General features: G+C 29.6%; 13 protein-coding genes. 7 read left to right on the top strand and 6 right to left on the bottom strand.

The features are described from left to right. Nucleotides 1-192 precede the first annotated feature (192 nt). From ACPB8Q_RS05090 to ACPB8Q_RS05060, 7 genes are all read left to right on the top strand, one after another. Nucleotides 193-576 (top strand): hypothetical protein, encoded by a 384-nt coding sequence (locus ACPB8Q_RS05090; RefSeq protein WP_423792102.1) that lies wholly within the window; start codon nt 193-195, stop codon nt 574-576. 864 nt (nt 577-1,440) lie between these two features. Continuing rightward, the gene (locus tag ACPB8Q_RS05085; protein WP_423792101.1) at nt 1,441-1,791 is read left to right on the top strand and encodes a hypothetical protein; all 351 of its coding nucleotides are present in this window, start codon (nt 1,441-1,443) and stop codon (nt 1,789-1,791) included. A 51-nt stretch (nt 1,792-1,842) separates the two neighbouring features. After that, nucleotides 1,843-2,328 (top strand): DUF488 family protein, encoded by a 486-nt coding sequence (locus ACPB8Q_RS05080; protein WP_423792100.1) that lies wholly within the window; start codon nt 1,843-1,845, stop codon nt 2,326-2,328. Further along, nucleotides 2,325-3,104: a hypothetical protein gene (locus ACPB8Q_RS05075; RefSeq protein ID WP_423792099.1), complete on the top strand. Its 780-nt coding sequence runs from the start codon at nt 2,325-2,327 to the stop codon at nt 3,102-3,104. The genes ACPB8Q_RS05080 and ACPB8Q_RS05075 overlap by 4 nt, the downstream gene beginning before the upstream one ends. A gap of 503 nt (nt 3,105-3,607) precedes the next feature. Further along, nucleotides 3,608-4,732, top strand: coding sequence for a hypothetical protein (locus ACPB8Q_RS05070; protein ID WP_423792098.1), 1,125 nt, complete (start codon nt 3,608-3,610; stop codon nt 4,730-4,732). Further along, the gene (locus tag ACPB8Q_RS05065; protein WP_423792097.1) at nt 4,716-5,624 is read left to right on the top strand and encodes a hypothetical protein; all 909 of its coding nucleotides are present in this window, start codon (nt 4,716-4,718) and stop codon (nt 5,622-5,624) included. The genes ACPB8Q_RS05070 and ACPB8Q_RS05065 overlap by 17 nt, the downstream gene beginning before the upstream one ends. Before the next feature lie 31 nt (nt 5,625-5,655). Continuing rightward, nucleotides 5,656-6,084 carry an acylphosphatase gene (locus tag ACPB8Q_RS05060; RefSeq protein WP_423792096.1) on the top strand — a complete coding sequence of 143 codons (429 nt, stop codon included), beginning with the start codon at nt 5,656-5,658 and terminating at the stop codon, nt 6,082-6,084. A gap of 57 nt (nt 6,085-6,141) precedes the next feature. On the opposite strand, the gene ACPB8Q_RS05055 is transcribed toward ACPB8Q_RS05060, so the two are convergent. The 6 genes from ACPB8Q_RS05055 to ACPB8Q_RS05030 are packed head-to-tail and all read right to left on the bottom strand — an operon-like array spanning nt 6,142 to nt 13,373. Continuing rightward, complete coding sequence (locus ACPB8Q_RS05055) at nt 6,142-8,664, bottom strand: hypothetical protein (protein WP_423792095.1); 2,523 nt, start codon at nt 8,662-8,664, stop codon at nt 6,142-6,144. Then, entirely contained in the window at nt 8,652-9,140 is a 489-nt protein-coding gene (locus ACPB8Q_RS05050) for a hypothetical protein (protein WP_423792094.1), read from the bottom strand. Before ACPB8Q_RS05050 ends, ACPB8Q_RS05055 begins: the two co-directional genes overlap by 13 nt. Nucleotides 9,141-9,149: 9 nt before the next feature. Next, entirely contained in the window at nt 9,150-10,088 is a 939-nt protein-coding gene (locus ACPB8Q_RS05045) for a radical SAM protein (RefSeq protein ID WP_423792093.1), read from the bottom strand. Between the two features lie 5 nt (nt 10,089-10,093). Further along, complete coding sequence (locus ACPB8Q_RS05040) at nt 10,094-10,465, bottom strand: hypothetical protein (protein ID WP_423792092.1); 372 nt, start codon at nt 10,463-10,465, stop codon at nt 10,094-10,096. An 11-nt stretch (nt 10,466-10,476) separates the two neighbouring features. Next, the gene (locus tag ACPB8Q_RS05035) at nt 10,477-10,875 is read right to left on the bottom strand and encodes a hypothetical protein (RefSeq protein ID WP_423792091.1); all 399 of its coding nucleotides are present in this window, start codon (nt 10,873-10,875) and stop codon (nt 10,477-10,479) included. Beyond that, a complete protein-coding gene (locus ACPB8Q_RS05030; RefSeq protein ID WP_423792090.1) occupies nt 10,875-13,373 on the bottom strand; it encodes a DUF2341 domain-containing protein in 2,499 nt (832 codons plus the stop codon). The genes ACPB8Q_RS05035 and ACPB8Q_RS05030 overlap by 1 nt, the downstream gene beginning before the upstream one ends.

The following is a 13,373-nucleotide window of genomic DNA, read 5'->3' as shown; positions in this document are numbered from 1 at the left end:
TTCTGGTCCTACAAGTAGATTATTATACTTATGAAAAGTATTACCTGAGGAAAAATGGAAAAATTTAAATCTATACTGTATTTATAGTTAGGATATATGAATTTAGATATTATAAAGGGTATTGTCCTTGATGACCAGATAACGGTCGCTCAAAAACTAAAAAAACAGTATTTTGTTAATGAAGTTATTAAGATGAATTTTAACATTAATGGCTATACAATGATGAGAGATAAATTAGTTTTGTCAAAAAGAGGTTGGAAGAAAATTTCAGAAAAAACAGGGCTTCCAAATCTATCAAGTTATAAAGATATTGAGAGATATTTGACAAGTCAGGGTATATCTGCAGAGCATAAGTCTGTTAGAATAGTCGATAAAATTATAAGACTAATTGTTATTGAAGGAGATTTCTTAGAAGATTTTGAAATTGATATGGATATTGAGGAGTATATTAACATGCAGGGGGGAGAAGTTCCAAAGGATGAATTAATAAAAATCTTTGGAGAATATGTTGTCAATAAGGCTTTAAAAGATGGTAGGATTTATGAACCAAAAGCAGGTTATTGTAGAGTTTTATAAAATTTGTTTTTTTATTGATATAAATATTCATATATTTTTATTATTTGGTAGAAATTGTAGAAATTGTAGGACCTAAAGTTTAATTTTGATTGACATATATATAGAAAAACTATTTCTACAATTTCTACAATTTTATGTGTTATTACTAAAATTTTTATGAAAAAATATTATTGTTGTTATATATTACCTAAAAATAGGTAATACAATGTAATAAATTAACTTGATGTGTATTTATATTCAGTATGAAAATTTGTTATGTAGAAATTGTAGAAATGATGTAGAAAAAAAATTTCTACAATATAATTATTAAATAATATGGATTATATAAAAATATTTATTACCAAAATTAACAGTTATTTAAATTAACAAAATTAGAAAAATTATCAAAAATTACTTTGCAACTTTTGCAACTTGCTTGCAACTAAACAAAAATATCATAAACACTTGAAAATTTACAGAATACTCAATGATAATGTTCAATTTACTAAATGCTCTAAAAACCAGCATTTTTGTAAATAGCAACCTATAACTATTTATTATTGCAAGTTGTAAATTTTAAAGTTTAGTTGCAAAGAAAGGAAAGATAGTTGCAGAAAACTTAAGAAAATAAGGGCAAGTTGCAAAGTTGCATCTATATAATATATATAAAAAAATAATATAATAACAATATATTTTATATTTATTATTATATTTTATTTATTTTTATTATTTATAGCGAAAACTCTGCAACTATCGCGTAACTAAGTGAAATAATTGCAACTATATTGTAACTAACTTCAACTAAGAAAATTTACCAAAATCTCAGAAAAATAAGATTAATATGTTGAGTTTTTATTTTTTAATTATTTAGTTGGGAGTGATGTTATGGCAGTTGGGTATGCTAAGTTATATGAGTTGATACTTAAAAAGGTAAAGGACGAGAAGGAAGCGAGAGAGATTTATGATATTATTATTGAGCTAAATAAAGAAAACAAGATTATTATTAAGAATGAGTTAAAGGATGAGTTAAGGAGTGAGTTAGCGACTAAGGAGGATATTCTTATATTAGAGGAAAAAATGAACTCAATAAAGGAGGAGATATTAAGATATGTTGATAGTAAATTTCACCAATTAGATAAAAAATTCACAATATTTTTTATTATAATTTTATTTACAATAATCATAACTAATCCAAATGCCATTGAGTTGATAAAATTATTGTTTGGAGTTAAATGATTATTGTGTTTGAAAAAGTTTCATCAATAAAATAGTACGGGAGTGATATTTATGAGTCCTATAGATGTTGTATTAGAGAATATGGAGTATTTAGATATACTGGATGGGAAGACAATTTACACAATAGGCTATGAAAGAAGAAGCATAGATGAGTTTATAAAAATTCTAAAAGACAATCAAATAGAGCTTGTTATTGATGTAAGAGAAATTCCATTAAGTAGGAAAAAGGGGTTTTCAAAGAATAAACTAAAAGAAATTTTAACTGAGCATGGGATTGGATATGTGCATTTAAAATTCTTAGGAACACCAAAAGAATTGAGAGACAAATTAAAGTCTGGGAAAATTAGTTTTATAGAATTTATGGATGAGTATTTGAGTCATTTAGATAAAAACATTGAATCTTTGAAAGAATTATTAAGATATGCAGTAGAATATAGGAGTGTATTAATGTGTTATGAAAAAGATTGGAGAAAATGTCATAGGAGTATAATTGCTAAAGAATTAGGGAAGATAGATTTTAAGGTGGTTAATCTTTGAAAGAAAGATTACTTGTTTTAGCAAAAGCTGCTCCAGTTCAAAGTAAGAAATATGAGAATTTAGTTTGTGTAGCAGGGATAACTGAAAAAGGGGAGTGGCGGAGAATATTCCCAATACCTTGGAAAATATTTGCAGGGTATGGAAATATTAAATTTAAGAAGAAACAATGGATAGAGTATGAACTAAGGGAGGATAAAAGTCCTGATGGGAGACCTGAGAGCAGAAAAATAAAACCTGAAACAATTACTCCACTACATGAAGAAAGATTTAGGAATATAAAGAAAATGCTTGAAGAGAGGCTAACCACTATGGAAGAGCTTCAAAGTAAAGGGAGGCATGAATGCACTTTGGGAGTTATAAAACCAAAAATTACTGATATGGTTTGGGAAGATAGAAAAGAACAAGTTATAAAATCAGAGAATATCAAAAAACAAAAGACTTTAGATGGAAAAACAGTTTTCACATTAGAACCTTTAGATAAAAAGTTTCAGTATATATTTAAGTGCTCATCAACCTGTCCAAATGAACATAAAATTATGTGTGAAGATTGGGAACTTGAAGAACTTTACAGGAAACTAAAAAAGAAATATGGGACTAACAAAGCTTGTGAATTGGTTAAGAAAAAATTTACTAAGGAAATTTATTATCAAGACAACACTTACTTTATAGTTGGGACTCATGCTATTTGGAATACATGGCTAATAGTGTCAGTTATATATCCCAAAAAAGAGGATATAAAAGAGCTAAAAAATAAAACATTAGATGACTTCTTATAAAATATAGTAAATTTCACCAATTAGATAAAAAATTCACAATTGGATTTGTAATTTTAATCTTGCTGTATATATTATCCAATCCCAATGCCATTGAGTTGATAAAATTGTTGTTTGGAGTTAAATGATTTATTTTTTAATTGTCAATATCACATATTCAAATAATTATTGAGTTCTTTATTTTGCTTTTGGGTGGGAGGTTGGACTGGTATAAAATCTGTAAAATTAGTTAAGCCAAGTGATGATGGTATGGGGCAGGAATACCTTAGTAAAGAAACTGACCCAGAGTTTTGGGCTTCTTTAGCTCGTAAAAAAATTAAAATAAGTTAAAAATAAATCTTAAACTTTCTTTGTCTTTTTTCTATTTTGCTGGACCTATTGATGGAAGATGTTACTAACAATTTTTCGAAAAATGTTTATACACATATTGTATAATATTATACAACTAATGATGATTATTGTAGGGTCATTAATTATGTTTATTTTGGTGGTGGGAGCGTGAGACTATGGAAATTAAGACAAGAAAGGACCTTTATGAACATCTTGAAAATAATATGATAAAGAGCCATGATAATTTAGTTGAAGAAGGAAAATATGAAATGGGAAGAAATCTTGTAAAAACATACATTGTAGAGTCAAACACTTCAATATTGAACTTACCTAACTACATTAAAGAGTTAGAATTAAAGATAGAAAAAACAGAGACCAAAGGATTTTGGATATTGAAGATAAAAGACCAGAAACGGAAAAAAGAAGCTACTTTTTATGTAGATACCTACGACCCTTTCGGCAATAACAGGTTTTGGTTATTTTACACTGTCGAAAAATCAGAAGTTGCTGACAAATACATGGAAAAACTGATAAATCCAAGAACAAGCCGTTTAGATAATGTATGGTTAGATAAGGAGTTTTTACTTAAATTCAAAGATGAATTAGGAGTGGAAACTAAACAGATAGGTATTAAATACTTAGATAGCTTAGCTTGTGATGCAGATGAAGCAGACAATTTGTCATTGAAAGTAAATGGAAAACTGCTAAAAATAATATTTAACAAATTAAATGAGCTGGACGATAAACACTTTATGGCAATTACAAGCATTGGATTTAAAAAATCATTTGAATACTATGAAGATTTAGAGCTTATGGTCATAGAAAATCTGTATTTCAATGGAAAATTCTCAGTTAAAGGAACATCATTTAACGAACATTTAAGAATAGTAAATGGTGTTAGAGAAAGATATGCAAACATGCTAAAAATAATTGAAGAAGAATATGAAATATATTATGAGAAAAAAGATTTTGGTATTGCAGTTAGTGGCTCTCCGTTGTTAATTTCATTTGAAAGAGAAATTGAAGACATAGAAAAATTTTTAGATATGCTCTTATCAACAAAAAAGCCATTTAGGTTGGCAGGGTTTAAAAGAAAAATTGATAAAGATTACTACTCAGTTGTGGGCTTGGACTTACATAACGGAGATAAGTTTGAAATGGATGTATCTACCGACTGGATAAGACTATATCTCTCTAAGGGTGCTTGCGGTAACACTGCTTTAAGGCTTGTATGTAACTTACAGCAATACTACGATGCTGAAACTACATTGGAAGGTGTGGAGTATGGCAGGGTTGTCTGACCACACTAAATTAATGAATATAATTCTTGCTTTATCATCTAAAAACATACGAAACTGGACTAATAAGTTCTGGGAGATGGGATATAATATAGCCAGTATCGAACCAAATATAGGGTTATCATTTGAAGGGAATAATAAAACATCTAACCCAGATATACTACTATTTTCAAATAGATATAAACATTTCGTTATTATAGATTGCAAGTCAAGAACGTTAAAAGACGAGCAAACTAAGAAGTATATAGAACTAAAGAAAAAACCTGAAATAATTCCAACTTATGTTTCTGTTAATGTAGATAATCCTGAAAAAATCATTGCTGACTGCACATTTGTATCATTTTATGAAGAGATTTGTAATAATGATTTGGTTAAGTCTGAAAGAATACCCATTTTACATGTGATTAAACAAAACAATACTGAAAAAGTTGAAAAAATAGAGCTTAAAGTAGGAAATTTTCAAAATGGAAATTTAAATAGGATATTCCCAATCCATATAAATGCATATATTCCTAATCACCTATATCCATTTGATTTATATAAAGAGGATTTTCCAGCATTTGTTGAGTATGTTCTTAGAGAGATTATAAAGTTCGCATGGTCTAATGAAAGGTTTAGTGAAGAGGACCTTCTTAAAAATGTGCATAAATATTGGGACTACATAGATAGAGAAAAAAAGAAAGTATTTAAAAGAAAAGCAAGATATATTCTTGTTAAATTGAGAGATGGAAAGTTAAAAGATTATTTAAAAAAGGAAAATAATAAGTGGTTTGTTGATGTAGGAGAAAATTTGCAAAGGATGCCCTGGTTTATAAAAATATGTAACTCCTGCATTGAAGAATTGAAAAAAGCTCCAATACAGTTGTTGTTGGATGATTTTGGCATTGATGGGTAGTGAGCTTTGTATAAAAATAATGGTGATTCACATGGCAACAACTTATGAATTAAAAATTTATGGAAAGGTTCAACATGTTGGGTTTAGGGATAGGATTGAAAATATTGGAAGGGGTTTAGGGATTGATGGAATAGTTTATAATCATAAAGATGGTAGTGTTAGGATTTTGGCAAATTTTCCAAGTGAAAGAAAGAAAAAACTTTTTAAGGAGTTTATAAAAGAGTTGGAAGAAGAGGATAAATTAATTAAAATTGAGAAGATAGAGGAGAGAGAATTAAATACATATATTGAGTTTCCAGAGGGAATAAATAGAATCTCTGCGGATGATATTTTAGAGCTAAATAAAAAATTAGATGAGGGAGTTAAATATATTAAACTAATATTTGGTGAGTTAAAAGAGCATAGGGAAATACTATTGGAGATAAAAGAAATATTAGAAGATATTAGAAAGAAGATTTAATTTATTACTGAGGTTACAAAATGAAAAAATATCTGAACTAAAAAAAGGATGGAGGAATTAGAGCCAGGTAACTAATTTTTTCCATTTAGATTTTAAAAATTTGGAGCTATAGCCAGTTACACCATACAATTTAATTTTAGGAATTTTTGGGATTGGGGCTACTATTTTTATTTCAGGTGTAGTGATTATGGAGGTTTTAACAGAGGGATAAGTAGCAATACTAGTTCTAGTGATTGGATGGTATTCTTCTGTAATACTTGCAATTTCTGTTCTACTTTTAGGTATAATCTGTTTTAATTTAGTTTTAGGTGTAATCTGTCCTAATTTAGTTTTTCTCTTAATAAGTGTAGGAGTGGCTTTAGCAATTGTAGGAACAATATCTTCCTTCTGTCCAACAACAGGGTAGTGGAAAATTCCCCTTCTTGCTTTTTCCTTTTCAACTGGGAAGTTAAATATATCTACTCTGTAGAGAGGGAATATTCCAATTTCAGTCATCTGTTTTTTTATTTTTTTCTCCAACTCATTTTCTTTTACTTTATTTTTGCTATTTTCCATTTCCTTTGCAACTTGTTTAGGCTTTTCAATAACATCTAATTTTGTAGAGGATTTAGTTTCAGTCTTGGTTTTTTCAATTTGGAGCAATTGTTGTGAAGTTTTAGAGCCAGCACTTTTAGCCTCTCCACTAACTTCATCTAATTTCTTTAGTAAATCTGAAGCAAAGATTATTCTGCCCCCGCCTGGATTTAGTTTGGGTTTTTGCCTGCTTTTAGGTTCTTCCTCTATTATTTGAATTGGTGGGATATCAAAGTCCTGTTTTGGAGCATCTATTGGGCTGTGTTTAGGTTTTTTACTTTCAAAGAATTTATGGTTATGTTCAATGTTATCAATTAGATGTGGTTTTGGAGGATTATATGGTTTTGAGTCATCAAATAACATATCTGTAATTTGGGATTTGGTTCTAATAAATCCATTTTGTCCAGAGACATATTTACTTATACCTTTAGAATTTATTTCAGATGTAAATATGTAGTTTCTTCCTTTTGTTATCTGTTTTGCACCATTTTTTGATATTTGGACAATTCTCTGCTCTGGAATTAGCTTAGATAAGTCTATATCAACAACATACATAGAATCCTTTGTTTTCCTAACTTCTTGAACTCTTCCAACTGAGAAATCAGTTTTTCTAATTACCTCTACCTGTGGAGATTTCTCAGCCTCTAAAACTTTGTCTCCAAACCTAACTTTTGTTTTTTCTACTCCAGATTCAAGAATGTTGGTAGATAGCTGATACTTATCACCAATAACATCAACCATATTTGGCTTTGGAGTTGGTGGTTCATCTAACATATATTTTGAGATATGTATTGGTGTTTGTTTTGTGGTTTTTAGAGAATCATCATAATTTATGACATTTTTAGTTTTTAAAGAATCCAGATTTTGAAACTTAGCTTTTATATCTATTATAGGGATTGGTGCCAAAGTAAGTATATCTGATGTTACATCAATAATATCATCTTCAGTTGGTTTTTTATATCCAGCAATATAATCTAATGCCTTTCCAATAGAATCAAATGGAGATAGCGCACCATCAGTGATTATTGTAGCTTCTGTTTTTATTGGTTCAAATGATTTTTTAGCAGCAGCTGTTCCAATAGCCCAACCAGTTCCAGCGATAAGCTCTACCCCTCCCGCTGCTAACTTTCCAACTGTTGCTCCAATTGTTCCTCCAACAATTCCACCATATTTTTTCCCAATAGCAGTTGGGACCTCAATAATTTTTCTTTCTATATTATCAATTTCCTGTCTTCCTTCATCATAATATAATATGTCCTTATTTTCATTATAGAATTTTTTAACAGCTTCATCAGCTGTCATTATTTTATTATTATATTGTTGTTGAATTACAGCAACATCAGGGGTCTGTGGTGGAGCTAAAATACTTTCAATTGTTGCATATTTTGGTAAATCACTCTTAGTAACAACAGGAGCAACATTGGATACTTTGGATGGATTAGGTTTTGACACTTGGAAGTATTGTTCCAAATCAGACGAGTTTTTGTTTATTGTCTTATTTTTGTTGGATGTATTATCTTGAGGTTTTGGATTGTCCATTACTGCTGGAAGTGATACTTTACCTCCTTGGATTATAACCCTTGTTCCTGCTGGGGTATAGAATTCTGAATAATTTTTATCTATAATCCCTTTACTGGCAAGTCTTTGTAAAGCAGAAGATAGATTTTGTCTATTTGTAACTGTTATAATGTTGCCATTGTTATCTTTAACATAGACTTTTCCATCATTGGAATACTCAATTTTCCCAACAGTTACTGCTGATGTTTTTGCTGATGTTTTGGAATTTATTGTTCCATTGCTGCTACTATCTGAATACTGGCTATCAGAATAATCAGAATGGTCTGCATAATCACCGTATGCTGCCCCAGAAGCTCCAGGAGTATCATAATGACTCCAGTTGTCAGAATAAGAAGGGTCATCAGTCCATGTCCAAAACTTCAGCCTTTGTAGTTTTTGCTCAACAATCAAATTGTCTTCAAATGTTTTTTTCAATTTCATTCTTTGCATATTATCCCTATCAATTGTTTTATTCTGTCTTCAACTGTTGTTGCGGGCAAAATAACATTACAAATGGGTTTGATTTTCCAACGGCATAATGTATTGAATGTATATTCTATGCCAGACTGAGGAGGATGTAACTCTTCTAACCAAATTAAGTAATCATACCTGATTTTCTTAGTAGTTCTGTTGAAATATCTGTTGAATTCTTCAAATGCTGCTGGTTTGCAACAAATGAAAGCTGCAATGTAAATATCATATATGCTTCTGTCAAATACTACATAACAGTCTTTGTAGAGTTCATACTGATAAACATTATTATCAAGAATTTCTTTGAATACTGAACAATCATCCAACTGCCTATCAGCTCTTAGAACTCTATACTTTGATAGGTATTCTCTTACTCTGATAAAACCATACTCCTCTAATGCCTTAGATAATGTTGTCTTTCCACTTCTGTGATGCCCTTCTAAGGCAATAATCATAGTATCTCCTTACATAATGTCATAATATGAAGCCAAATCAAAGTAATTCTCTCTAACATATCTGACTATTTTCCTTCTATCATCACAATATGGGAATATTCCTCCATTTTTCTCTCTAACGGCTTCGCATCCTCCTTTACAAAATGGATAAGCCTCACAACTATAGCATTCTTTATAAAATGCTCTATATGACTTCATATTCCTATTACAGAAAGTCATTTTACCATTTGGTTGTAAGCAGAAGAACTGCATACAATTATGTTCCCAACTACAACTCATTTTTGGCTGCAATCCTTGTATTCTCTTCAATAAATCAACTATTTCAGGTATCTGCAAATCATATCCCATCTTAATTATATATTTTTGACATTTGATTACAAACTCAGAATGTCTTTTATTTGGAGTTGATGAGCAATATTCAGAAAATCTTACAGATTTGAATCCCTTATCAACAATATCATCAACAATCTCTTTGTATCTATTCAAAATCTCATCCTCTAATTCTGTTGGATAATAGAAAATTGTTGATTTAGGTTTTACTAAGTAAATTCCTTCTAACCAGTCAGCATAAGTATCTGTTCTGGTTATCTTTTTGTATAAGTCTTCTGGTCCTCTGTAACTGATATTTACACATACCCCAAACTGTTTCATTAAGTTGTATTTTTTTTCAGTAACTAAAGTTCCATTTGACATGCAACTTAGTTTAGCTTCTTTTATCTTGTATTTGTTAATGATTTCTAAGACTTCTTTTAAGACTGTCTCAGAACAAACAAATGTTTCAGCACCATGAAAACATATTTCTCTTGGTCTGTATTGTTGTAAAGTATGGATTAAAGCTCTTTTAAAAAATTTTAGATTGTTTTCATGTACTAATTCATCTGATTTGTGTGCATGACAGCCAATGCAATTTAAGTTGCATTTTCTTGAGAGACATAATAGAAGGAACATTTTGCTCACCCAGTTCCAGAGTAGTAATAGTATGCAATTGCAGAAATCACTGAGATGATAGTTATGAATATCATAAGATATTGAATAGGTCCAGACGAAGAAAGAGTTGCAGTTCCTGCTGAAGTAAGAGCAGATACGAACGCAATATGTGCAGGATTTTTTGTTCTTATGGCAATCGTAACAGTAGGAACAAACCAAATGATGAAAACCCAGTAATTTCCAAAACCAGCTTCAAAAAATGAATGGGTTAGATTATAGTAGAAATCAAGGGGATGTGAAACGCTTGTATTTTTAAGAGTGTTTAATATTGTTGAATTTGTAAAATTTGCAACTGGAGTGACAATCTCAGTAGAATTTGGAAGAGTTATATTTTCCATATTTTCACTTTTCACATTGTTAGAGTTTTATTTCTAAAGAATATGTCCCAAATTATCATAACATATGCCAAGTAAGATATTATTGTAAATATTGATGTAAGTGGCTGAACTATTGGGGTAAATCCAGCTATAGTATTGATAACATTAGCAGTAAGTAGAGGACCAAATGCAACTAATTGAATTATGAGAAGGGCACCATTCACAATAAGAGAAACAGAAGCAAAAGCAGCATCAATAGCTGAAAATTTTTCTGAACTAAAGAATGATTCTATACTGCTCTGAACATTAAATAGTGTTGATTGAAACATCTGCATTATTCCAGAGTTATAATTTATGTCATATGACGTGGATAACAGAGGAATTATCATATTTACAGTAACAATAAATAGAAGATATTTTGAATAGTTCATCACCATCCCCTCTTTATTTTAAGTCCAAGAGGTACCAGAAGAAGGAAGAATAGAACTGACTTTAGTTTTATATCCATCCAATCTAAGAAACCAATTAGTTCTAAAAATAGCATCATAGAGATTGTTGCTATTGTCCCAGCTTCAATATCAATATATGAGAACGTAACTAATGTAATGAACAATATCAATATACTAATCCACTTTTTCCAATTTTCTAAAAGAGAAAATCCAGTATTTGTAGAGTTAGGTGTATAAACTAAAGAAACATATTTCTTTCCGTCTGCAGTTGTTAAAACAACTCTATAATATGTTGAAGAATTTCCAACATAAACTTTGAGAGAATTAATCTGATTACTTGCCTGAACAGTTGTGTTATATAATAACTTTCCTGTATCATCGTAGATTTCTATTTTTATTGAAGTTTCAACATTTTGTAATATTGAATAATTAATATTAATTGTGCCATTTTTGTATATTGAATTATAAATTAAATCTACAGATTGAGGTATAGAGACATTATTAACTATCGTTAATTCTCCAACATTACCTGATGTCTGATAATAAACATACTCATTAGAGATTGCTGTTTTTTCATCCTTTAATTTTCCATTTATATATATTCTGTATGTTCTCCCAACTATTGCTGGAAATTCAAATCCTAATGTATTTTTATACTCTGAAAGCACGTTTCCAGAGGTATCTTCAATTCTTACATCAGAAGTTTTATCAAGTCTTATATACCAAGACACTACATCACTTGTTGGGATAATTACGTTTATATTTTCATCATACATACCATAGCTGAATTTTCTAACCCATCCATTATATATAACAGTCAATTCCCCAAAAACTGGAACTTCAAGATTCAGTGTAGAATTATAGTTTTCTGGTGTTATTGTGTATATTTTTGATACTAAACCATTTGAGAATATTAATGTTAGATTACTATCTATTTTATCTAATTTTGAGTAAAAATATGTTGTTTTGTTATTTTCATTATATAATGTAATTGTTTTGTTAATTAATTCAGTTGTGTAATTTGATGAAGTTGCAATGAGTAACACAGGGAATTTTTTATAAACTAAAAACCAATCGTATGTTGCACTACCTAAAAGAGATATTCCAAAAATACCTGTTGTATTGTTAATAACGCCAGTTTTTATAATTTCTTCATTGTTTTTTGTAGCTATGAATGTATTGTTATAAACATCAATGTCAATTATTCCTAGATAACTTGGAACTGTTTCGTTGGCAAAAAATATTCCATTATAGTTACTTATTAATAAACTATCTGTTTTTGAATTAACAATCCCAGTTCCATTTATTTTTACTTGGAAGTCAGTTAAATCATAATCGTTAGGGTTTGTTATGGTAACTTTCCAAGTATCTGTGGATATTTGCTCAACTGAAACCGTTGGTTCTTTGTCTGCGTATTTTCTAACGAAGATGTAATCGAATCTTGTTTCACCATCCCACCCTGCTCTACTTTGTAGCAATCCAATATATGATGATATTGATAATCTTCCGGTTTCATAATAATGAATTTGAGTTCCAGTCGCAGAATCATTTGGATAGCTTGTCTTTGGAAGAGAAATTTTGTTCCCATCTATATCCAAATAAGGAATTTCACATCCATCTCCAGCAACATAATTGTATTTTATGCCAATTCTAACATTTGAATAAGAACAGTAATGCTTTACTCCTATATTGCTATTTTCCTTATCTGGATGTAATCTAAGCCAGCCATCTACGATGTCTACTGTCGTTGATGACGTTCCATATACACTCCATATACTGTTGTTTAAACTATCCGCATCAAAATCATCAAAAAACAAGAAAACACTATCTCCATCTGGATGATAACCATCCACTTTTTTGATATACAATGTAATGTTTGAATTTGCACTGATATTTACCTTTGTCCAAATGTAATAGTTAGAGCCAGTATCCTCAATCCAATATGGGTAACTCTGAACTGTAAAATTTACAATTTTACAAGAAATTGTATAATTTCCAGAAACTGAGAGATTTGGTGAAAGTTTAGATAATGTAGTAGAATTAATTGTTATAGTTGAGTTCTTAAAATAGTAAGATACATTTCCTTCTAACACTTTAAATTTTGTTGAATTTTCAAAATCATCAATAAATGTGAATATATCTGGACTATCTGGAACTTCTGTAATTATATCACTATCATAATAAACTCTAACAAAATTTAAACCTTTTTTCCAATTTTTTAGAAAATACACTCTAACTGTTGTATTATTTATAATTGCAACATATTTTTTTAGTGTGATATTATTGTCTAAATCATATACACTTATTTTCCTATACCAATCAGTGGATACCGGTTCCCCAGAAACATTTAGAGTTACATAATAAACACCTTCTCCTGAAGATTTAGAATAAAAAATAAAGTCTTTGTAGTACTTGAAATCACTGCAATAAACAGAAGCTAACAGTACAGTAAGTAGTATTGTGAAGATTATTTTTTTCAT

It is taken from the genome of Methanocaldococcus indicus, assembly GCF_049554935.1.
Taxonomy (GTDB): Archaea; AGJL01; Methanococci; order Methanococcales; family Methanocaldococcaceae; genus Methanocaldococcus; species Methanocaldococcus indicus.
The sequence above is the reverse complement of the archived record's forward strand: the minus strand, read 5'-3'. Positions and strand labels throughout refer to the sequence as shown.